At 64.0% G+C, this 22,176-nt stretch carries 22 protein-coding genes; 16 read left to right on the forward strand and 6 right to left on the reverse strand.

Annotated elements, in window-relative coordinates; all coding sequences use genetic code 11:
• Positions 1–430 precede the first annotated feature (430 nt).
• Positions 431–742, reverse strand: coding sequence for a hypothetical protein (locus ACQP1O_RS16695; protein ID WP_433566689.1), 312 nt, complete (start codon positions 740–742; stop codon positions 431–433).
• 20 nt (positions 743–762) lie between these two features.
• Here ACQP1O_RS16695 and ACQP1O_RS16700 point away from each other — a divergent pair, with 20 nt between their 5' ends.
• On the forward strand, positions 763–1,563 hold the full coding sequence (locus ACQP1O_RS16700; protein WP_433566690.1) for an IclR family transcriptional regulator domain-containing protein: 801 nt from the start codon (positions 763–765) through the stop codon (positions 1,561–1,563).
• On the opposite strand, the gene ACQP1O_RS16705 is transcribed toward ACQP1O_RS16700, so the two are convergent.
• Genes ACQP1O_RS16705 through ACQP1O_RS16725 form a run of 5 tightly spaced genes read right to left on the reverse strand, consistent with a single transcriptional unit; the run spans position 1,547 to position 5,616 of the window.
• Positions 1,547–2,389 carry an alpha/beta fold hydrolase gene (locus tag ACQP1O_RS16705; RefSeq protein ID WP_433566691.1) on the reverse strand — a complete coding sequence of 281 codons (843 nt, stop codon included), beginning with the start codon at positions 2,387–2,389 and terminating at the stop codon, positions 1,547–1,549. The two genes, ACQP1O_RS16700 and ACQP1O_RS16705, sit on opposite strands and share 17 nt — an antisense overlap.
• Entirely contained in the window at positions 2,382–2,675 is a 294-nt protein-coding gene (gene catC, locus ACQP1O_RS16710) for a muconolactone Delta-isomerase (protein ID WP_433566692.1), read from the reverse strand. The genes ACQP1O_RS16705 and catC overlap by 8 nt, the downstream gene beginning before the upstream one ends.
• Before the next feature lie 29 nt (positions 2,676–2,704).
• Positions 2,705–3,556 (reverse strand): catechol 1,2-dioxygenase, encoded by an 852-nt coding sequence (gene catA / locus ACQP1O_RS16715; protein WP_433566693.1) that lies wholly within the window; start codon positions 3,554–3,556, stop codon positions 2,705–2,707.
• 51 nt (positions 3,557–3,607) lie between these two features.
• Entirely contained in the window at positions 3,608–4,711 is a 1,104-nt protein-coding gene (locus ACQP1O_RS16720; protein WP_433566694.1) for a mandelate racemase/muconate lactonizing enzyme family protein, read from the reverse strand.
• The gene (locus ACQP1O_RS16725; protein ID WP_433566695.1) at positions 4,708–5,616 is read right to left on the reverse strand and encodes a LysR substrate-binding domain-containing protein; all 909 of its coding nucleotides are present in this window, start codon (positions 5,614–5,616) and stop codon (positions 4,708–4,710) included. Before ACQP1O_RS16725 ends, ACQP1O_RS16720 begins: the two co-directional genes overlap by 4 nt.
• A 256-nt stretch (positions 5,617–5,872) precedes the next feature.
• On the opposite strand from ACQP1O_RS16725, the gene ACQP1O_RS16730 reads away from it, so the two are divergent.
• The 15 genes from ACQP1O_RS16730 (at position 5,873) to ACQP1O_RS16800 (ending at position 21,911) form a co-directional block, all read left to right on the forward strand.
• Positions 5,873–7,261, forward strand: coding sequence for a Rieske 2Fe-2S domain-containing protein (locus tag ACQP1O_RS16730; RefSeq protein ID WP_433566696.1), 1,389 nt, complete (start codon positions 5,873–5,875; stop codon positions 7,259–7,261).
• 12 nt (positions 7,262–7,273) lie between these two features.
• Complete coding sequence (gene benB, locus ACQP1O_RS16735; protein ID WP_433566697.1) at positions 7,274–7,801, forward strand: benzoate 1,2-dioxygenase small subunit; 528 nt, start codon at positions 7,274–7,276, stop codon at positions 7,799–7,801.
• Positions 7,802–7,817: 16 nt separating this feature from the next.
• Positions 7,818–10,043 (forward strand): benzoate 1,2-dioxygenase electron transfer component BenC, encoded by a 2,226-nt coding sequence (benC, locus tag ACQP1O_RS16740; RefSeq protein WP_433567704.1) that lies wholly within the window; start codon positions 7,818–7,820, stop codon positions 10,041–10,043.
• 79 nt (positions 10,044–10,122) lie between these two features.
• Positions 10,123–12,804, forward strand: coding sequence for a LuxR C-terminal-related transcriptional regulator (locus ACQP1O_RS16745; protein WP_433566698.1), 2,682 nt, complete (start codon positions 10,123–10,125; stop codon positions 12,802–12,804).
• 77 nt (positions 12,805–12,881) lie between these two features.
• Complete coding sequence (locus ACQP1O_RS16750) at positions 12,882–13,727, forward strand: CoA transferase subunit A (RefSeq protein WP_433567705.1); 846 nt, start codon at positions 12,882–12,884, stop codon at positions 13,725–13,727.
• Entirely contained in the window at positions 13,724–14,506 is a 783-nt protein-coding gene (locus ACQP1O_RS16755) for a CoA-transferase subunit beta (RefSeq protein ID WP_433566699.1), read from the forward strand. Before ACQP1O_RS16750 ends, ACQP1O_RS16755 begins: the two co-directional genes overlap by 4 nt.
• 97 nt (positions 14,507–14,603) lie before the next feature.
• The gene (locus ACQP1O_RS16760) at positions 14,604–14,981 is read left to right on the forward strand and encodes a hypothetical protein (RefSeq protein WP_433566700.1); all 378 of its coding nucleotides are present in this window, start codon (positions 14,604–14,606) and stop codon (positions 14,979–14,981) included.
• 591 nt (positions 14,982–15,572) lie between these two features.
• Entirely contained in the window at positions 15,573–17,321 is a 1,749-nt protein-coding gene (locus tag ACQP1O_RS16765; RefSeq protein ID WP_433566701.1) for an FAD-dependent monooxygenase, read from the forward strand.
• Entirely contained in the window at positions 17,318–17,950 is a 633-nt protein-coding gene (locus ACQP1O_RS16770; protein ID WP_433566702.1) for a VOC family protein, read from the forward strand. Before ACQP1O_RS16765 ends, ACQP1O_RS16770 begins: the two co-directional genes overlap by 4 nt.
• A 50-nt stretch (positions 17,951–18,000) precedes the next feature.
• A complete protein-coding gene (locus tag ACQP1O_RS16775) occupies positions 18,001–18,831 on the forward strand; it encodes a fumarylacetoacetate hydrolase family protein (protein ID WP_433566703.1) in 831 nt (276 codons plus the stop codon).
• A gap of 18 nt (positions 18,832–18,849) precedes the next feature.
• The gene (locus ACQP1O_RS16780) at positions 18,850–19,269 is read left to right on the forward strand and encodes a nuclear transport factor 2 family protein (protein WP_433566704.1); all 420 of its coding nucleotides are present in this window, start codon (positions 18,850–18,852) and stop codon (positions 19,267–19,269) included.
• Between the two features lie 32 nt (positions 19,270–19,301).
• Complete coding sequence (locus tag ACQP1O_RS16785) at positions 19,302–20,048, forward strand: glucose 1-dehydrogenase (protein WP_433566705.1); 747 nt, start codon at positions 19,302–19,304, stop codon at positions 20,046–20,048.
• Positions 20,049–20,094: 46 nt separating this feature from the next.
• Positions 20,095–20,706, forward strand: coding sequence for a hypothetical protein (locus ACQP1O_RS16790; RefSeq protein WP_433566706.1), 612 nt, complete (start codon positions 20,095–20,097; stop codon positions 20,704–20,706).
• A gap of 267 nt (positions 20,707–20,973) precedes the next feature.
• Positions 20,974–21,195 (forward strand): PaaI family thioesterase, encoded by a 222-nt coding sequence (locus ACQP1O_RS16795; RefSeq protein ID WP_433567706.1) that lies wholly within the window; start codon positions 20,974–20,976, stop codon positions 21,193–21,195.
• Between the two features lie 131 nt (positions 21,196–21,326).
• Entirely contained in the window at positions 21,327–21,911 is a 585-nt protein-coding gene (locus ACQP1O_RS16800; protein WP_433566707.1) for a hypothetical protein, read from the forward strand.
• Positions 21,912–22,176 lie beyond the last annotated feature (265 nt).

Here is a 22,176-nt window from a genome sequence, read left to right on the forward strand (position 1 = left end):
TCCAGGACGTGACCCTGCGCGATGGGATGCACGCCATCAGGACATGATCGTCGATATCGCCCTGGACCTACTGCCGGAGCCGGATGCGGTCCCGGTCGGCTAGAGGCAGTCCGCTCGATATCTCCCCGTCGCGACCCATCATCGAAGGAGATGCCCCTAGCCGCGCCCATCACCATCCATATCCCGATCGACGGGGAGCACCTAGGTGCCTGGTGGTTTCTACGGAGGATGCGAAAGGGACCGCGCCGTGTGTCGTGCTGGCACACGCGTTCCGGGGTGCCGCATTGTTGAATACGCCGCCGGCCCATGGGGTTCGGTTATTGATCGTCGGACTTCAGGGCGCTCCGCGCCGTGTGGGGCAGGCTGCCATGCCTGTGAGGGCGGCTGGACGCCCTGGGGAGCATGATGCGGTGATGATCATCCCGGACGCCTACTCGGGCATGCTCAGACTCGTGCCTGCCGCGGCGCGATTCAAGGTCGCCGCCCGGATCATGTTGATCTCGTATACTTTTGGCTCATGACGATCGCGCCGCGAATGCTTCAGCGTCTGGCGGCTCTTGGCCCAGGTCCGTACAACGGTCGACTTTCCCAGCGAGCAGGAGCTCGACACCGCGACGGTCGCGCCGCCGTCGCGCAGTCCGGCCAGGCGCGGTAGGGACTGATCGGGATCGGTGCGCCACACGTTCTGCTGAATGCCCGGTCCCCGCACCTCGACGTTCGCTCTGCGAAGAGATGTGCGCATGCTGAATGTAGGATGACGGCATGACCGAGAATGACGCCGAGCGTGGCCCGCACCATGTCCAGTCCTTGGAGCGTGGGCTCGCGGTCATCACCGCGTTCGATGCTGATCATCCGCGACTGACGCTCTCGGATGTGGCGCGGCGGACCGGTTTGACGCGGGCGGCGGCACGGCGATTCTTGCTCACGCTGTCGGATCTGGGGTACGTACGAAACGACGGCAAGCTATTTGCACTCACCGCCCGGGTGCTGGAGCTTGGGTACTCCTATTTGTCGAGCATGACGCTGCCTGAGGTGGCGCAGCCGCATCTCGAGCAGTTGTCGGGTGAGGTGAACGAATCCAGTTCGGTGTCGGTTCTCGACGGATCCGACATCGTTTACATTGCCCGAGTAGCCGTGTCGCGGATCATGACGGTCAGCATCAATATCGGGACCAGGTTTCCGGCCTACGCGACATCGATGGGGCACGTACTGCTAGCCGGACTGGCGCGGCCAGCGCTCGACGACTACCTCGCCGCGACGGCTCTACGCGGCTTCACCTCGCACACCACAATCGACGCCGATACCCTGCGGGCGGAGGTGGATACCGTTCGGGAGCAAGGGTATTCGATCGTGGACCAGGAACTGGAGGAGGGGCTGCGATCGCTGGCCGTGCCCATCCGAGACGCGACCGGGGCGGTTGCCGCTGCCGTCAATATCTCTACCCAGGCCACCCGACACACCGTCGAATCGATCCGCACCGGTCTATTGCCGCCCCTGCGGACCGCTGCTCTGCGCATCGAGCGGGACCTGGTGGCCGCGAAATCCGTTACCCGCCTGGGCTGATGCTCCTCAGCGCCGGATGCTCGGTCGGATCGGAGATCGAATCGAGGAAGCGCTGAACCGCGGTGTTGAAGTCCAGTGGTGCCTCCATGCTGGGAGTGTGGCCGGCCTGGTCGACCACGGCAAATCGGCAACCGGGAATGGCGGCGGCCAGTTCGACGCCGAGTACGCCGCGGTCGAAATGGTCCTCCGCACCTACGATCACCAGTGCCGGAATGGAAATCGTACGCGCTGTCCCGGTGTAGTCGGGTCGCTCCGCGCGCCCGCGAAGTGCGGCGGCGGCGGTCGACGCGGTGGCTCCGGCCATCATGGCGCGGGCTCGCGTGACCACATCCGGTCGATTGTCCATGCTCCGATCGCTGAGAACGAGCGGGAGGAATTCCTCGGAGTACCCGTGCGCACCCTCGAATTCAAGGCGGTCCGCCAGGGCCAGTCGCGCAGCGCGGCCCTCGGACGTATCGAGTCCGGCGAAAGTATCAGACAATACGACTGCGGTGGCGCGAGATGGATTGGCGCCGAGGAAATCCAGGACGACCTGGCCTCCCATCGAATAGCCGATCAAAATGGCCCTTTCGATACCGCATGCGTCGAGCATCGCGGTGAGCGCAAGGGTGTGGGCCGACATCGGGATGAGGCCCGCGTTCCCGGTGCTGGCGCCGAAGCCGACCATGTCGATGCACAGCACGCGGTAGCCGAGCGGCGTGAAATGTTCGATCTGCGGTGCCCACATCGTCTTGTCGAACAGGAACCCGTGGACGAAAACCAGAGATGGGCCGCTTCCGTCGTCGGTGTACGCCATAGGGCCGAGCAGCGTGGAGATTTCAGGCACGGTCGCTGTCCAGGATCTTGGACGGGTGTGGCACCAGCGGTGTCACCTTGATGGTCATGTACGAGAACAGCGGCAATCCTGACAGGAGATCGTGCAGTTCGTCGGTGGATTCGACATCGAAGATCGAGTAGTTCGAGTACTCACCCACGATGCGCCACAGCTGTGGCCACTTCCCGGCCCGCTGCAGTCGCTGGCTGTACTCCTTCTCGTGCGCGACGATTTCGGCGCGAGCGTCGGAGGGCAGGTCGTGCGGCAGGTGGACGTCCATCCGAACGTGGAACAGCATGGGTGAATCTCCTTGGTGGTGAGGGATGTTCAGATGCCGGACGGGTCGAGAACGAAGTCGTAGGACACGGACTCGGTGTTGTCCGGACCGGCCTGGGGGTCGAGCAGGAGTTCCGGCTTGACCGCCGAGGCGATGTCGTCGTCGTTGTGCTCGTCGCCGGGGAAATACAGTTGCGCGGTCAGCAACTCGTGTCCGGGCGCTGACACTTTCACGTGCAGGTGGGCCGGTCGCCAGGCGTGCCAGCCTGCCGCGGCGATGAGTTTGCCGCAGGCTCCGTCGGTCGGGATCTGGTATGGCGCGGGACGAATGGTACGGATCTCGAAGCGACCCTCATCGTCGGTGGTGAAGGTGCCACGCAGATTCCATTCCGGGAGGCCGGGAGCGAACTGGGCGTAGAGGCCGTCGGCGTCGGCGTGCCACAACTCGACCTTGGCTCCACCCAGCGCGCTGCCATCGGTGGACGTGACGCGGCCGGTCCACGCCAGGGCAGTTCCGGATTCGTTGTCCCGCATGGGAATTGTGCCGTTGGAGCCGCATTCGGGAGAGCCGGGAACATAGTAGGGGCCCTCGATGGTGCCCTTGTTTCCCTTACGGTGCGTGGTGGCGACTTCCTCGACGACGTGCTCGACCCACACGTCGAGGAACAGTGGCCATTCCCCGTCCTGGCCGACGCTGATGAGCCACGCCTTCAGCGCGTTGTATTCGGCGTAGGTGACGTTATGCCTGCGGATGGTGGCGTGCACGGCGTCGAGGACCTCGCGGGCGAGCAGGTCGACACGCTCCTTCGGGGTGCCTGCTACGGCGGTCTTGTCCGCCTTGAAGCGGGCAGTCGCCTTGGCGCCGGAGTCGGAGGCGGTGGGCTCGGCCTGAGTGGTAGTCATCTCTGGTACTCCTTGGTTCTCGTCCGGTATTCGGTTGTCAGACAGTTGGTTTCAGTTGTCCTGGCGGTAGCGGACGAGCTTCTCGGGGTCGATGTCGACGCCGAGCCCGGCACCGGAACGGATGGTGAGTTCGCCATCGCGGATAGTCAGCGGCTCGGTGAGCAGGTCGTCGCTCATGTCGAGGAAGTTGGACAGCTCGCCCGCTCGTCGGGAGGTGAGCGGATAGGCGGCTCCGAAGGCGACGGTGCAGATCGAGCCGAGCTGACCGTCGATCTGGTTGCCCATCACGACCTCTAGCCCCAGCCCTTCGGCGAGGTGGTGAACGCGCTGGGACACCGTGAAACCGGTGCGGGCGGTCTTGATGCTGACCGCGGTGGCGGATCCGCCGAGCACCTCGCGCGTCACATCGGCCGGGGTCGGCGCCGATTCGTCGGCGATGAACGGGATGCCGACCCGGGAGACCAGCCATCGCCGGCCGAGCACGTCATCGGCCGGGCACAGCTCCTCGGCGAACAGCAGTCCCAGGTCGGCCATCTGCGCCATGGCGGCGGCCGACTCAGAGGCGGTCCAGCCGCGGTTGCCGTCGATGTAGAGCTCAATATCGTCGCCGAATCTCTCCCTCAGCGCCCGGACCACCGCGATGTCCAAGCCGACCGGTCGGCGGCCGACCTTGACCTTGAAGGTGCTGATGCCGTGCTGCTCACGCATTCTTTCCGTTTCGGCGACCATGGCGGCGGGATCATCGAAACCGAGCATGTGACAAACCCGCATGCGGTCGGTGTAGCCGCCGAGCAACTCGGTCACCTGAACGTCGAGGGTCCGGCCGAGGGCATCCCACACCGCCATGTCGATGGCAGCCTTGGCCGCTGGGTTTCCGACGGTGTGGGACAGGCGGGAGTGGAGGGTCTCGCGTTGCATCAGAGTCAGTCCGACCACCCGGGGCGCGAACAGCTTTCGGATCACCGCGACCACCCCGTCCTGGGTCTCGCCGTAGGTGAACGGCCGGGGCGGTGCCTCGGCGATCCCGATCACACCGTCGTCGGTGTGCACCCGGACCAGGACGTGCTCGGCGGCGTGCACCTCGCCGGATGCGAATCGCAAGGGCTTGCGGTAGGGGATGGCGAACGGAATCGCCTCCACCTCAGTGATTTTCATCGATCGGCCTCTGCGGATTGGGGGTCGGTTGGCAGGGAGTCGGTGAGCACGTCGAGCGTCGAGCGGATCAGGGCGGAGTCGGTGCCGTCCCGCCACGCCAATGCCAGGTCGACGGTTTCGGCATCGGCGAGATCTCGGAACACCACTCCGGCCAGTGGCAGGGCCCGCGCCGACGCCGGGAGCACGGCGATGCCGAGGCCACCAGCGACCAGCGCCAGCAGTACATCCGTGCCCGCCGCCTCGTGAGCGATGTGCGGGCTGAATCCGGCGGTCCGGCAACTGCGCAGGACCGCGTCGTTGACCACCGAATCCGTGGACACGTATCCGATGAAGTTCTCGGTGCGCAGGTCGGCCATGGCGATCACTGGTTCCGCCGCCAGCCGGTGATCGGCGGACATCGCGAGCACCAGAGGTTCGACTTCCAACAGGCGCAAACCAATTCCGTCGCCCCGGATGGGCGGACGGAGCACACCCATATCGAGACTGCCGGCTCGCAAGCGATCGCATTGCGCCGAAGTCAGCAGGTCGGAATGCACTTCCAAGGCAACGGCCGGCAGGTGGCGCCGCATGCTGCGGGCGATCCGCGGCAGATACGACAGCGTGGCGGTGCCGGTGAATCCCATTCGGACCTGCCCGAGGCGACCTTCGGCGATTCGTTGGACTCCGCGCACACTGTCGTCCAGCGCCTCGAGGACGCGGCGTGCCTCGTCCCGCAGGAATTCCCCTGCCGGAGTGAGAGCGACCTGGCGGGTGGTGCGGACGAACAGGGGGGTGCCCAGTTCGGCCTCCAATTGCCGGATCGCTTGGGAGAGCGCCGGTTGCGCCATGCGGAGCCGCTGTGCCGCCTGGCCGAAATGACAGGTCTCGGCGACGGTCGCGAAGTAACGCAGGTGACGCAGTTCCATGGCTGGGCCTCCATTCCGCTCCACCGCGACGTGCCGGATCTGTGTGTTGACTCACGGTAGATATCAATATTGAGTCGGCACAAATACTAATTACCGGTCTATTGATACGCGTCACTGATTAATAGAGAACCAGGTCGAGACTAGGTATTTGTCTGAGGTGATCGGTGTCACATATTGGCAACATCAACGGACGTGCCATGGCGACCCCAGGCCGTCAGAGGCGTCTGGGGCCCGTTCGAGGCCGATTGGAGGACTCATGACCACTGCGCTCGATCACCTGTCGGAGGTGCTCGCCGACGCGATCGTCGAGGACCACGCCGCCGGTATCTTCCGCGCGAATCGCCGGATCTTCGCCGATACGGAACTCTTCGAACTCGAGATGAAGTACATCTTCGAGAGCAACTGGAACTACCTTGCGCACGAAAGCCAGATCCCGAATCCGGGCGACTATCTCACTACCTATATCGGCCGCCAGCCGGTCGTGATCACCCGGGACCTTGACGGGGAACTGCATTGCCTGATCAACGCCTGCGCACACCGCGGCGCGATGATCTGCCGACGCAAGACGGACAACCGGATGACGCTGACCTGCCCGTTCCACGGGTGGACGTACCGTAACGACGGGAAGCTGCTGAAGATCAAGGACCCCGACGGTGCGGGCTATCCGGAGTCCTTCAACCGCAACGGATCCCACGACATGACAAAGGTGGCGCGGTTCGAGAGCTACCGCGGGTTCCTGTTCGGCAGCCTGAATCCGGACGTGCCGAGCCTGCGTGAGCACCTCGGCGACACCACGGTGCTCATCGACATGCTCATCGACCAGTCTCCGGACGGACTGGAGGTGGTGCGCGGCTCCTCGACCTACACCTTCGACGGCAACTGGAAGGTGCAGGCGGAGAACGGAGCCGACGGCTATCACGTGACCGCCACCCACTGGAACTACGCGGCCACCACCTCGCGCCGCAACAACGGCGAGTCCAAGAATGACACCAAGACCCTCGACGCCGGCGGATGGGGCAAGTCGGGCGGCGGCTACTGGTCGTTTCCGCACGGGCATCTGTGCCTGTGGACGTGGGCCGCCGACCCGCAGAACCGGCCGCTGTGGGCCCAACTCGACGAGGCGAAGCGCAAATTCGGCGATGCTGCGGGCGAATTCATGGTCAAGGGTTCGCGCAACCTGCTGCTGTACCCGAACGTGTACCTGATGGATCAGTTCAGTACCCAGATCCGGCAGTTCCGCCCGATCGCGCCGGACAAGACCGAGGTCACCATCTACTGCATCGCGCCCAAGGGGGAGAGCGCGGAGCACCGTGCCCGGCGGATCCGGCAATACGAGGACTTCTTCAACGCCTCGGGCATGGCCACTCCGGACGATCTGGAGGAATTCCGGTCCTGCCAGCTCACGTTCCGCGCCGGCGCCGCACCGTGGAACGACATGAGCCGAGGCGCCACCCATTGGCTCGACGGCCCGGATCAGATGGCCGAGTCCATGAACATGCACGGCGTCGTTTCCGCAGGGCGGAAGAACGAGGACGAGGGCCTGTTCTCGGTACTGCATGCCTACTGGCTGCGCACCATGCGTGCGGCGCTCGAACGCGAACGCGCGCGGGAAACCGCCGACAGCCTGGCTACAGCCGACGCCTGAGGAGATCACACCATGACAACCGCCGCAGACATCGCCGTCGCAGGTACCAAAGCCATCACCCACAACGACATCGAGCAGTTCCTCTACCGCGAGGCGCGCCATCTCGACGACCGCGAGTTCGAGACGTGGCTGGAGTGCTACGCCGATGACGTCGTCTACTGGATGCCATCGTGGGGTGACGACGACCTGCTCACCGAGAACCCGCAGAACGAGATATCGCTCATCTACTATCCGAACAAGGGCGGTCTCGAGGATCGGGTGTTCCGCATCCGTACTGAAAGGTCTTCCGCCACTTCGATTCCTGAACCCCGGACCAGTCACAACATCACCAACGTCGAGGTCATCGAACGCCGCGGGGACTTGGTGGATGTCCGATTCAATTGGCACACCATGTATTTCCGGTACAAGACGGTTGACCCGTACTACGGAACCTCCTTCTACACCATCGACTTCTCCGGTGCTGCGCCGCTCATCCGTCGCAAGACCGTGGTGCTCAAGAACGACTACATCCACCACGTCGTCGACGTGTATCACATCTGAGCCGGGGGTTGCTGTCATGACCTACCGGGTTGCGCTCTCCTTCGAGGATGGGGTGACGCGTTTCATCACCTGCGTCGCGGATCAGACCGTCGCCGAAGCCTCCTATCGAGCGCGCATCAACATTCCGCTGGACTGCCGTGACGGCGCCTGCGGCACGTGCAAGGCGTTCTGCGAATCCGGAGAATACGATGGCGGCGCCTATATCGACGACGCTCTGACCGCCGCCGAGGCAGAGGCGGGTTACGTGCTGCCGTGCAGCATGAAACCGAAATCCGATCTGGTGCTGCAGATCGCGACCACCTCCGAGCTGGCGAAGACCCAGTCCAGCACCTACACCGGCACGATCACGGCGCTGGACCGGCTCTCATCCACGACCGTCGGACTGACGGTGGAGGTCCCCAACCGCGACAAGCTGGCTTTCCTCCCCGGCCAGTATGTGAATATCGCGGTGCCGGGCACGGATCAGAGCCGGTCGTACTCGTTCAGCAATGCGCCAGGCGACAAAGAGCTGACCTTTCTGGTGAAACTCACTCCCGGCGGCATGATGTCGGAGTACCTGACCGAGCGTGCCGCGATCGGCAATGCGATCAGCTTCGCCGGTCCCAACGGCAGCTTCTTCCTGCGGGACGCGCAAGAGCCGGTGCTGCTGCTGGCCGGCGGCACCGGGCTGGCTCCGATTCTGGCGATCCTGCGCGCATTGCGTGAGTCGGGATCGGCGCGCAAGGCGCACCTGCTCTACGGCGTCAGCACCGACGACGATCTCGTCGAGCTGGACACGATCGGCGAATTGTCCTCCCAGCTCGGCAATTTCACATGGGACTACTGTGTCTCCGATCCTCACAGTGGCGCTCCGAACAAGGGGTATGTCACCAGCCTGATCGGAAATGAGCACCAACACGACGACAACGTCTCGGTGTACCTGTGCGGTCCTCCGGCGATGGTCGAGTCGGTGCGTACTCATTTCGCGAATGTCGGAATCGAGCCGACGGGTTTCTACTATGAGAAGTTCGCGCTGTCGGGCACTGCGACCGAAGCGAATTCACATGACTCCGCAGCCGCGGACGGGAAGGATGGCGAGGAGGCGGAGCCAGAAGCGGAATCTTTTGTGCTGCAAGCAGTACCGATCGCCGATCAGATCGAGGAGGTCACTGTCGCGGTGGCGTCCGGTGCTGGGCGGGCGATAGCGGGCCAGGAGATGTTCGCTCCCTCGTTCACCCGCCCACTTGGTGCGACGGTGACCGTGAGCGACGATTCGAGCGCGCGACGCTCCATCGCTGGGCAGCGGATCTGGCCGACCACCGGTGGAAGGACCGGCGGACCGGACGCTGGTGAGCCGATACGCCCCGCCGGAGCGGCACGCGGCATCCTCGGACAGGAACTGCTGCGGCCACCGAACGACGTCGAACCACTGGTGACATCGAAATCCCCTGTCGGCGAGCAGCAATGGCCCACGTTCACCAGCCCCGGTCGCTTCGACGGCAAGGTCGTGGTGGTTACCGGTGCCGCGCAGGGAATCGGTGCGCATACGGCCCGGCGGATCGGCGCCGAAGGCGGCACGGTCGTCCTCGTCGACCGGTCGAAAGTCGTCGCCGATGTCGCCTCCGAGCTCCACCGGGCCGGTGGGCGAGGCGAAGCTGTGACCGTAGACCTAGAGACCTGGGACGGTGCCCAGCATATGGTCTCGCGGACCCTGGCACGCTACGGCCGAATCGACGTACTGATCAACAATGTCGGCGGTGCGATCAATTTCAAACCGTTCACCGAATTCTCCGCGGCGGAAATCCACACCGAGATCACCCGCTCGCTCATGACGACCCTGCTGTGCTGCCGAGCCGCCCTGCCTGGCATGGTCGATCGCGGGCATGGGGTCATCGTGAACATCTCGTCGGTGGCCACTCGCGGAGTCCACCGGATTCCGTATTCGGCGGCCAAGGGCGGAGTCAATGCCCTCACCGCATCGCTCGCGATGGAGTACGCGGATAAGGGCATCCGGGTGGTGGCTACCGCCCCGGGCGGCACCGCCGCCCCGCCGCGCCGAATCTCGCGCGGCGGCCGACCACCGGAATCGGAGCAGGAACGCAAATGGTTCCAGGCCCACATCGACCAGACGCTGGACTCCAGCCTGATGCATCGCTACGGCACACTCGACGAGCAGGTCGCCGCGATTGCCTTCCTAGCGTCCGACGAAGCCGCCTACATCACCGGCACGGTGTTGCCGGTCGGTGGTGGCGACATGGGCTGACCGGTGAGCAGGTCCGGCTGCCGCCCTGTCGCCTTCACGATTGGGCGGCGGGGTCGGCCAGTTGGTTTACGGTGACAGCATGATCGGAGCGGGTTCGGCTGTCGGTGTTCGAGCCGCAGTGCTGACCGACTTGGCGCACCGGCTGCGCGAGGTCGATGCAGACGGTCCCGGTCTCGCTCTGTTGGTCGGGCGGGCTGGAATGGGGCGGACCTTCATCGCGCGCGCTCTCGCCGTCGCCCATCCGGGGCTGGTGCTGTGGGCAACGGCGGCGGAGTGGGAGTCGAACCGCCCCTTTGGTGTGCTGGACCAACTGGTTCCGGGTATCGGCGACTCGGCCGATCCGATCGCGGCGGGTACGGCACTGATACGGCATGTCGCGGGTGCGGATGATCGGGTCCTGGCCGTGGTGGATGATGCACACTGGGCCGACTCGCGATCCCTGCAAGTGCTCTCGACGGTCGTTCGCCACCACCCCGAGGCCCGCTTGCTGGTGTTATTGACCGCGGTCAGCGGCGACCCACGTGTTACCGTGTCGAATACCGAACTGGTGCACCATGTCTCGACAATCCGGCTCGAGCTGCCTCCGCTCACTGCGGCAGAGGTTGGGCAGTTGGCCGCCGAGCGGGACATAGTGCTGCACCCCTCGATGGCCGAACAGTTGTGCCGTCATACCGGGGGCGTCCCGCGCAACGTCGATCAGCTACTGGACGAGCTTCCGGAAGAGCTGTGGTCACGCTTCGATCCGGACCTGCCCGCGCCGACCACGGTCGCAGGACGGGTGCGAGAGGCACTGGCCGCATGCGCTCCGGCGACGCGAAGGCTGGTAGAAGCGGTCTGCGTACTCGGTCCGGATACGGCGGTTCGGGATGCCGTACTGCTCGCCGAGATCGATGAGGGACTGGTCGCTGCTCTCGACGAGGCGGCAGCGGCGGATCTGATCGCCCTCGGTCCGCGCGGTCTCTCCGTGACAGGCCCGGTCGACCCCATGGTGCGGTCGGCCGTGCTCGCCACGATGGGCCCGGCAGCGGTCGCCGCTGCTCGGCGTCGTGCGGCGGAGTTGATCGACGATCCGGTGCGCCGGTTGAGTCTGCTGGTCGCGGCCGCACCGGTGCCTGATGCGGCACTGGCCGATCGGCTCGATGTGATGGCCACCGAGCGGGCGGCCCAGGGAGCTTGGGCCGCCGCGGCGACGCTGCTGCACGACGCGAGTCGGCTCACCGAGGATCGGCTACAGCGGGAACGCAGGCTCACCCGGGCGGTCGATGCTCTGATCGGCTCTGGCGACGTATTCGCCGCCGCCGCACTGATTCCCGAAGTCGAGAGCCTGCGTGAAACTCCACTGCGGAACGCGGTGCTCGGCTATCTGGCGATTGTGCGCGGCCGCCCGACGGAAGCGGAGAACCGGCTGGCACGAGCGTGGGACCTGGTGAACGTCGAGCGCGAACCCGACATCGCCGCCCTGATCTGCCAGCGCTACGTGCTGCACACCTTGTGCCGGTGCCGTCCTCATGACGTGGTGCGCTGGGCCGATCGGGGGATCGGGCTGGCTGGACCGGATACCCCGGCGGCTGTCGAGGCCTCCGCGATCCGCGGGCTCGGCATGGCATACGGGCGAATGGACGAGGCGCGGCGGTCCTATGCCGAACTGACCCAACGGGTCCGGCACGGTGCTCAGGTGCAGAGGATCGTGATGGGACGCGGCTGGCTCGACCTCATCGCCGACGAGATCGACGAGGCCAGGGCTGATCTCGAAAGTTCCGTTTCCACAACAGTTCTCGGTGGGTCGGCGCGAATCTCGTTGTGGGCCAGCGCTTGGCTGGCCAGGCTTCAGTTCCTCACCGGGGACTGGGACGACGCGCTGCGCACGGTGCGGGAGGCCACGTCGTTGCTCGATCGTACGGGCATCATCCTGACCGGACCCCTGTTGCAGTGGACCGCCGTGGCGGTGCACGCCCTGCGCGGTGAATGGGACCTCGCCGAGGTGGCGCTGCGGCGCACCGACGCGGGGCCTCAAGACTACGAAATCATGCGCCTGCCTTCCTGTCTGGCCCGTGCCCAATGGGCCGAGGCACGCGCGGACGCGGCGGGCGTCCTGCGAGCTCTGCAGCCGCTCACGCAGGCATGGGCAAGGGGCGGCGCCGACGATCCCGGCCAATGGCCATGGGCCGACATGTATGCCCACGCACTCGTCGCTCAGGGAAGATACGACGAGGCTGACATCTTCCTCGAGCGACACGAACGATTGGCGGCCGATTTCGGCAGAACTGCGGCGTCAGCCCGGCTCGGCGCCGCCCGAGGCCATCTGCTCGGGGCCAAGGGTGAACTCGAACCGGCGCGCACACGGTTTCAGGACGCGCTGCGGCGGCTCGAGGCCATGCCGCTGCGCTATGACCGAGCCCGCGTCGGTTTCGTGTACGGCCAGATTCTGCGACGCGCCGGCAAACGCCGTGAGGCCGACGTTGAAATTTCGGTAGCCCGTGACATTTTCGTCGCACTCGGCGCCGAAACCTATGTCACACGGTGTGATCGTGAGCTCAAGGCCGGCGGTGTGCGCGTCCAGCGCGCCGATCGCGGCATCGGTGAGCTCACCCCGCAGGAAGACGCTGTCGCCCAACTGGTGGCGCAAGGGTTGTCGAACCGCGAGGTCGCGTCCGAACTGTTCATCTCCACGAAAACCGTCCAGTACCACCTGACCCGCGTCTACGCCAAGCTCGGCATACGTTCGCGGGCCGAACTGGCCGCCAAACGCCGCATGAATTAGCCTGCGGTGTCTTCCGATTCATGTCGGGCAGTTGACCCTGCCCTTAAAAATGTTCATAATAAGCACAAATGTTCACAATGCGAACGGGAGTGGTGGTGGCCAGAATTGCATCCGTGGCGGAGGCGGTGGCCGAGTTGGTCGGTGACGGCGACACCGTCGCGCTGGAGGGATTCACACATCTGATTCCGGTGGCGGCGGGCCAGGAGATAATCCGCCAGCGCAAGCGAGAGTTGACTCTGGTGCGCATGACCCCCGACATCGTGTATGACCAGCTGATCGGGGCCGGATGCGCCCGCAAGCTGGTGTTCTCCTGGGGTGGGAACCCCGGTGTGGGTTCGTTGCAGCGCTTCCGGGATGCGATCCAGCACGGCTGGCCGACACCGCTCGAGATCGAGGAACACAGTCACGCCGGTATGGCGAACCGATATGTCGCTGGTGCGTCCGGACTGCCGTTCGCGGTGTTGCGCGGCTACGTCGGCACCGACTTGCCGACCGTGACCGACACCATCAAGCCGATCACGTGCCCGTTCACCGGAGAACAGCTGACCGCGGTACCTGCGCTGCGCCCCGATGTCACGATCATTCATGCCCAGCGCGCCGACCGGTCCGGCAATGTTCAATTCTGGGGATTGCTTGGTGTGCAGAAGGAAGCGGTGCTCGCGGCGCGGCGGAGCCTGATCACCGTCGAGGAGATCGTCGATGAACTGACGCCCGTGCCCGGCGCCATCGTCCTGCCGTCCTGGGCGGTGACCATTGTGGCCGAAGCGTCCGGTGGCGCGCACCCCTCCTATGCGCAGGGGTATTCGGAGCGCGACAACGCCTTCTACGCCGCGTGGGACGCCATCAGTCGCGACCGGGAGTCCTTCACCCGGTGGCTCGACGAGCGTGTCTTCACCGCAACGACATCGGGGATTGAATCATGACTGTCACCGAAAAGGCCGTCAACGCAACGGAACTAGAATACACTGCCGACGAAATGATGACGGTCGCCGCAGCCCGGGCGCTACGCGGCGACCGAACCTGCTTCGTGGGGATCGGATTGCCTTCCAGCGCAGCCAATCTCGCGCGCACCACGCATTCGCCCGGTCTCGTGCTCATCTACGAGTCCGGAACCCTCGGGTCGAAGCCGTTCCAGCTACCCGCCTCGATCGGTGACGGCATTCTGGCCGAGACCGCCGATGCCGTGATCAGCGTGCCCGAGGTCTTCAACTACTGGCTGCAGCCAGGCCGCATCGACGTCGGATTCCTGGGCGCCGCGCAGTTGGACAAGTACGGCAACATCAACACCACCATCATCGGCGGCGACTACGCCCACCCGAAGGTGCGTCTACCCGGAGCCGGTGGCGCACCGGAGATCGCCGCATCCTGTGGCGAAGTGTTCGTCGTGGTGCGGCAGTCATCGCGAACCTTCGTAGAACAGGTCGATTTCATCACCTCGTTCGGCCACGGACGAGGCCAGGGCGAGCGCGCGAGACTCGGATTGCGCGGTGCGGGACCTACATTGGTCATCACCGATCTCGGTGTGCTGCGCCCCGACGAGGACGGAGAGTTCGTCCTCACCGGCTTGCACCCCGGTGTCACACTCGACCGGGTTCGGGCGGCGACCGGGTGGGAATTGAAGGTCGCGCGGGAGATCGAGGTCAGCGATCCGCCGACGGCCGCCGAACTCGGTGCCCTGCGTGCCCTGCGGGCGGAGTCATGACCGCCGCCTTTCTGTACGAGGTAATCCGAACACCATTCGGACGCTACGGCGGCGGCCTGCGCGCGGCACGGCATGACGATCTGGTCGGCTCGGCCGAGTGCCGCTCGCGCGTCTCGCTGGGCGTGGCGCCGCGGGCGTCGACCCGGATTTGTTCGGGACCGGCCCCGTCCGATCCGCCGAGATCGCCTTGCGGCGCGCCGGAATCGAGTGGGGCGACCTCGGTCCGGTGGAGCTGAACGAGGCGTTCGCGGCGCAATCGCTGGCCTGTCTCGCCGACTGGCCCGAGCTGGACCCCGAGATCGTGAACGTCGACGGCGACGCCATCGCGATCGGCCATCCGCTCGGTGCCTCCGGCGGCGGGATCGTCACCCAGCCCGCCCTCGAGATGCGGCGCGGCGGCAGTCGTTGGAGACTGGCGACCCTGCGCATCGGCGTCGGCCAGGGCATCGCGGTCGTCCTCGAATCAGCAAGCTGATGGCTGGGGAGAAGACGTGTGTGCTGCCACCCATCCCGCGATCGACCGGTTAGACGGGCCTTTGCGGCCCGAAATCGCCTGTGTCGTGTATCCCAATGATTTGAGCTATTCGACGGACCAGGGCCAGGACGAATCCGGCGCGGTAGGTGATCGCGAGCTCGTCATAGCGCGGGCCACCGCGCGCCCATGCTTGGCTCCCTTAATGGCACGTTCGATGACATTGCGGCGCTTGAAAAGCCGCGGATCGGAGTTCGGTCCACGCCCGCCGGCGCGGCCCTTGTGTTTGCGGTTGACGATCTGATCGGAACGTTTAGGGATCACGGTGTCGGAGAAGGTGTTCGCAGTCCGCGCTTCCGGTGAACAATGCCGCGCGCGGCGGGGTCGAGGACGGGCAGGGTGTGTGTCGTCACGGTGTCCGCAAGTTCGGTCATGAGTGTGCCTCTTCTCTGTTCGAGCAAACCGGGGTCGTATCTTGAACGACAGTTAAGAGCATCCGAAGATCAACGGGCAAGCTCTTGACTTGCAATCAAGAGCATTCTATCTTGGTGTAGAGACGCATTAGTCGGCGATAGCAATAGGAATGGACTCCGAGTGGACAAAGACTGCCCGCTCGCCGTCGAACCAGTGAACTATGGTTCAGGCGAAGGAATAGATGAACAGACCTTCGAATACACGCAGGTACTTATCGTTGGAGGCGGCCCGGTGGGGCTTTCTCTGGCGAATGAGCTCGGCTCACGCGGCATATCCTGTGTTCTTGCCGAAGCGGGTAATGGTGAAATCCAGTTCCCGGCCGGAGAGCACATATTCTCACGTTCGCTCGAGCATATGCGCCGGTGGGGGATAGCCGACAGAGCCAGGAACTTAGGATGGCCCCCGGCGGAATACCAGACCGACGTGGTGTTCGCGACCAACGCGATGGGTCATGTTCTCGCGCGATTCGGGGCAGCTGCGAAGTCGGTCGGCGAGACGGGCGGCTTCCCGTCACCCGAGCGCCCGATGATGCAGGCCAAGTTCAAGCTCGATCCGCTGCTCAGAGAGACTGCAGCATCTCGAGAATCCGTAGCACTGATGTACGGACACAGGGTGATCGGAATCGAGCAGGATGAGCACGGCGTAACCGTCACCTTCACAGACACGGCCAACAGTCGCACTGGTGAGATCCGGGCGGCCTACGTTGTCGGATGTGATGGGGCACGGAGCGTTGTTCGGCAATCCATTGGAAGCCGGTTGGAGGGCGAGTTCGGGTTAGGCCACAACTATGCGATCTATTTCCGGTCGCATCGACTGCAGGCGCTCCTCAACGAAGTCGGCATCGGTGAAGTAGGCCAGATCCACACGGTCGGCTCGGCCGCCCGCCCGTATCTCACCATTGTGGACGGCAATTCGCTGTGGCGATGCTCCGTGTACGTCGATGAATCGGCCGACGATCCGGACGCCAAAGCGCTCATCCGCTCTGCGGTTGGTGCGGATGTTGACGTCGAGATCATCCAAGCACAGCAGTGGACCGGGCACGAGGTTGTCGCGAGTTCGTACCGCCGAGGTCGAGTCATGATCGCTGGCGATGCGGCCCACTTACGGTGGCCCAAGGGCGGGTTCGGTGCGAACACGGGCATCGGTGATGCCGTCGACATCGGCTGGAAGTTGGCCGCGGTGAGCGAGGGCTGGGGTGGCGAGGGATTGCTCGACAGCTACGAAATCGAGAGACGGCCGATCGCGCAACGCAATAACCGCTGGGCCGCCGAAAACTGGCGCCGCGACCGTCAGGTGCCGCATGGCCCCGAACTGGACGCCTCGGGCGAGCGCGGTGTGGCGGCGCGTAATGCGGCAGGAGATGAGATATCTCGCCTACGCGCCGGTGAGTTCGCCACTATCGGAGTCCAACTGGGCTACCGGTATGAGAACTCTCCGATTTGCGTCTACGACGACGGGCCTGTTCCCGAAGATCGCCCGGACGCCTATACGCCATCATCGGCGCCAGGCGCCCGAGCACCGCACGTCTGGCTGGCCCGTGGCGAGTCGATACTCGACCATTTCGGCCGCGGATTCACCCTCGTTCGTTCCGATCCGGGCATTCCGGTCGCCGAGCTCATGGCCTGCGCGGTCCAGCGCAAAGTTCCGCTAGATGTGCTCGATATCGACAGTGATCAAGAGCAGGAGGCGGTGCAGCTCTACGGCTATGCACTGGTGCTGGTGCGACCGGACGGGCACGTGGCATGGCGGGGCACACGGCCACCCGAGGACGCCGGTGCCCTGCTCGATCAGGTGCGTGGATCGGTTCGGCCAAGTCCCGCAAAGCAATTGGAAGAAACAGTTTCCATTCGAGAAGAGGCAGAACTGTGAGCATCACCGAGGATCTCGCCGGCGCGGAGCTCGACAAGCGCGGTGCGCAAGTCCGGCTGAGGATGTCCGAGCTGGTCTTGAAGAGTAGGGATATCACACCACTTCGGGACTGGTACGGGCTGCTACTGGGGCGCGATCCGTTCCTCGAACGGCAGCCCGCGCCGGACGCAGACAAATCGAAGGTCGACGGGCAGGAGCGAGCCTCGGATGTTCGGCTCGCGTTCTTCACCGTCCATGAGGGTGAGCACCCCTACAACCAGATCCTCGCTCTGTTTGAAGTCGGCGACCTCGCTGTGGACCCGACCGGGCCGGGTATGCACCACTTTCAGTTCATGTTGGGCTCGCTCAATGAGCTGGCTGCGAAGTTCGAGCAGTTCTCGGCACACGGAATTCGCCCGCACCGATGCGCCAACCACGGTCCCATCACCAGTTTCTACTATCGTGACCCGGACCGGAACATCATCGAACTCTCCTGCGCGAACTTCGACAGCTACGAGGCTGAGCAAGTGTACTTCAAATCGGAGAAGTTCCGCCGCAACCCCTCCGGCGTCGAATTGGAACCGGATGACTTCATCACGCGCTTCCGTGCGAATGAGCCGCTCGAGACTCTGCTTGCCATTCCTGATTAGAAGTTGCTGTTCGACCGGACTCTCTCCAGCACGAAAAGGTGTGTACTACTGTGACTCGACTTGTTACGACGACGAAAGGTTTGGGCCGGCTCGAGGGCGATCTGATCGCGTTGCTCGATGCGCCGTACGCCGATCTGGGAGCTGCGCTGGTGGCCGGTGAGACGGTCGAATCGCTGACGGCCAAGCCGATTTCGTCCGTGGTGCCGACAGCTTCGATTCGATTGCTGGCACCGGTATCGAGCCCCTCGAAGATCTGGATTATGGGGTGGGCCTACCACGAGCACAGAATCGAGACCGGCCAGCAGGCTACAAAGGAGCCGTTCGCGTCGCTGGTCGCCCCGACCGCGGTGACCGGCCCGTACGATCCGATCCGCCGCCCGGCGACCGCTCCGGACAAAGTGGATTATGAGGGCGAACTCGGTGTGGTCATCGGAAAGCAAGCCTCGGCAATCGCCGAGGATGCTGCCTGGAGCCACATCGCCGGGTTCACTGTGATCAATGATGTCAGTGCACGAGATGTGCAGAAGGGTGAACTGGGCGGACAGCCGGCCAACGTCAACATGGCCAAGAGCTTCGACACCTTCATGCCGATGGGCCCGTGTCTGGCCTTGCTCGACGAATTCAGCGATCCGGGCGACCTTCTGCTTCGTACATGGGTGGACGGCGAACTGCGGCAAGAGGCAAGAACTTCGGAGCTCATCTGGTCGATCCCACATCTGATCAGCTTTCTGTCGACATTCACGACACTTCGACCGGGTGACGTCATCAGCACCGGGACGCCCGGCGGCGTCGGCCATAAGCAAGGGAAGTTTCTCCGCAGCGGATCAGTGGTCCGGGTGGAGATCGAAGGGGTCGGTGCTATCGAGAATGTGGTGATCTGAATGTCGTTGGGAGATAACATGTCAACTTCAGCACAGCTGAGCCTTGACAATGAGCGTCACTGCAGCGCTCTGCTACATCAGATGTATGAGTGCGTCGACGGCGGTCGCGCCGAAGAGGCACTTGCACTTTTCAGTCCGGATGCGGTGTTCCAGACACCGTTGCGGGTTAACCGGGGCACCGAAGAAGTCCGCGCAGCGCTCGAGAAGCGTGGTGCGCAGCACGATCGTCGGACACGTCATGTCGTGACGAATGTGCGGATGTGGGCTTCCGATGCGGACGAGGTGCAGCTGACCGGGACGCTGCTGCTGTTCGTTCTGAGCGATCCGGATCCGCTTGTGCCGAGTCGAATCGCCCAACTGCAGGACACGTTCGTGCTCCGCGGTGGTCGCTGGCTGATCAAATCCCACGGCTCCACGCCGCTCGCCGAGCGTGGCTGACACGGGGCAAATCGACAGAAGGATGATATGACATGAGCTCGAAAACGGGGCGTGTGGCGGGAAAGGTCGCCATTGTTACCGGGGGAGCGCGCGGTATGGGTGAAAGTCACGGGCGCGCTCTGCTCGCCGAGGGCGCTTCGGTTGTCCTCGTGGACGTGTTGGATGAATCGGGCCAGGTGCTCGCCGCCGAACTGGGCGATGCGGCACGCTATCTGCACCTCGACGTCACCGACCCAGAGCAGTGGCAGAAGATAATCGATTACACCCGAACCGAATTCGGCGCGATCGACATTCTGGTCAACAATGCCGGCATCGCTACGGGCCATCCGCTCATCGACTATCCGATCGAGGCGTGGCGGAAGGTGATCGATGTCAACCTTTCTGGAGCCTTCTATGGCATGCGTGCTGTAGCACCGGTGATGACCGCAGCTGGAACCGGCTCGATCATCAACATCTCCTCGGTGGAGGGACTGCGCGGCAGCGGCGCGAGCATCGGATATGCCGCGTCCAAGTTCGGCGTCCGTGGCATCACGCAATCCGGCGCTCTGCAACTGGCCAGCGCTGGGGTACGGGTGAATTCGATTCACCCTGGCCATATCGCAACCCCAATGACCGACGGGTTCGCTGCGAGCTCGCTCAAGATCCCACTGGGTCGAAGCGCTCAGCCAGCCGAGGTCTCGACGGCGGTGGTCTTCCTTGGCTCTGACGAGTCGAGCTACATCACCGGCGCGGAGCTCGTGATCGACGGTGGCCTGATCTCCGGTATACCCACCGCCTGAAGTGTGCTGCGCCGCAAAAGCCGCGGCGTGACAGAGAAGGAAGAACATGAAGATCTTCGACGTTCGCGACGTCCCCGCCGCGACCGATGCTCGCCTGGCGGTGACCGAAAACCCTAGGCACCGTCATATTCTCGAGAACTTTCGCCGACACGGACTGCTCGAGGTCTCGGGGCTGTGGCAGGACATCCTCGTGCCAACCATGACCGTCGAGCAGCCTCTGTACCGACTGATGATCGGTGGCCGCACGTGCATCTTCGACGGGATGGACGAGGTTGCGTCCTTCTATCGCGACACCGCTGCCGGAAGGGAGAACGTCTTCGGCCCACTCGAGGAGGAGATCGCGGTCTCTGATCACGGTATCTTCTCCGAAGCGCTGTTCGCGCATGTAGTGCGGGGTACTTCGCCAATGCTCGCCGACGACGACGTCGATCCGGACAAGGTTTATCAGATCACTCACTACATTGCGATGACCTGGCCGTATGTAAACGGTCGGCTACGCGGTGAGCACGTTTACGACGACCGGGACTCCCGGGTCATCACCGAGGTCGACGAATCAGCGATCACCACACCGGAGGAGGCTCGGCGAATCCTGGCCCCCTATCTGGCGGACAGCCCGCTATCGAAGATCGAAGAAGGGCTCGCGCTCTTCGCGAGCTGAGGCGTTTCGCGAATCCCGCAGTGCGGCAATTGAATTCCAATTGAGAGGGAGCGATGCCCGAAATCACCGCATCGCAAGTCCCTACTAGCGGCTCCGAAGCGGAGCGCTTGTTCCTGACGCAGTCACCACGTCCAGCGCCTAGGTATCGAACTCCTCGAGATCGGTGATGACCGCGCGCGGCTCCGGCTGCCGTTCCGGGACAACCCAGTCACCATTGGCACAATGGTGCACGAGGGTGTGCTGGCCGGATGTGTCGGCATCGGGATCATGGCGGCGGCCTGGGCAGGCCCATACGTGCCGGAAAAGCCTCGCGGAGTGACAGTTTCGATGTCGATCGAATTCATCGAGGCAGCGCTCGAAGAAGATCTCGACATCATCGGAGTGCGGCCGCGTCAGGGGCGCCGGTCGAGTACCTGTTCGGTGGACATCGTCACGACCAATGATGGCCGGCGTGTCGCGGAGGTCACGGGCACCTATCAGGCGGGATAGGAGCTTCTGCGGGCAGACCTCGCATGAACTGCATGCCAGAGCAATGCACGTCCACCGTGACATCCATTCCTACGCCGCCGCCGAACAGCCCCGGCCTTCTCGACCGAGGCATGAAACTCTGGAGGATCCTGATGAAGGTGTTGAATCCCCTCGACATTTGCGCTTCGCCGGACGAGCTTCTGAGAGTCGTAGATAATCCTCGACACAGAGCCATGCTCAAGAATTACCGGCGCCATGCGATGCTCGAGGTCGCCGGACGGTTCGGCGAGGTCCTTGATCCAGGCATGCTCGTCGATCATCCGGTCTATCGGATTTTCGAGAGCGGCAAACAACTCCTGCTCAACGGCCGGGGTGAGGTCGCTGCCTACTATCGCGATTTCGAACTGTCAGGGGCAACCGTATTCGGTCCCTTGGAGGAGCGGATGGCTGTCGCAGACTGGGGATTGGCGCTCGAATCGCATTTTGGTTGCCACATGCGTGGATATCAGCTGGCTGCACTAGGAGTCGAGGTCGGCAACCTGGAAGGCTTCTACCAGCTCAACCGGTGGGTAAGTTCCTTCTGGCCGTTCGACGAAAATTGCCTGCTGATCGGCGAAAATATTTACGAGAACTTCGCCAGCCGCGAAGTTCATATGCTGAACGAGGCAGACTTCGTCACCCAGGAACGCGCGTCCGCTTTGCTCGATCCGATTCTTGACGGGCCGGAGGAAGACTAGATGCCAGACATTGTGCGATGACAAAGACGGGTTCGCCTTCCCGATGATGCGATGGCTTGCTACATCGAACACCGTGCTGCGGCACTTGTCGGGTGGGATTGGTGGTGCGGATAGGTGAGTCATCGAAGAGCCCTCCTTGATCGCGAAGCGGTTGGCAGCGGGAGGCATGAGCGGTGTTGTCCGGGTGCGAAGTCCCGGCGGGGCCGACGACCAGAAATGTTGAGGAGGGGCGCAGGTCCGGACATTGTGTGCTCGCATGGATCGC

This window comes from Nocardia sp. CA-151230 (genome assembly GCF_050942175.1).
In the GTDB taxonomy this organism is placed as follows: Bacteria; Actinomycetota; Actinomycetes; order Mycobacteriales; family Mycobacteriaceae; genus Nocardia.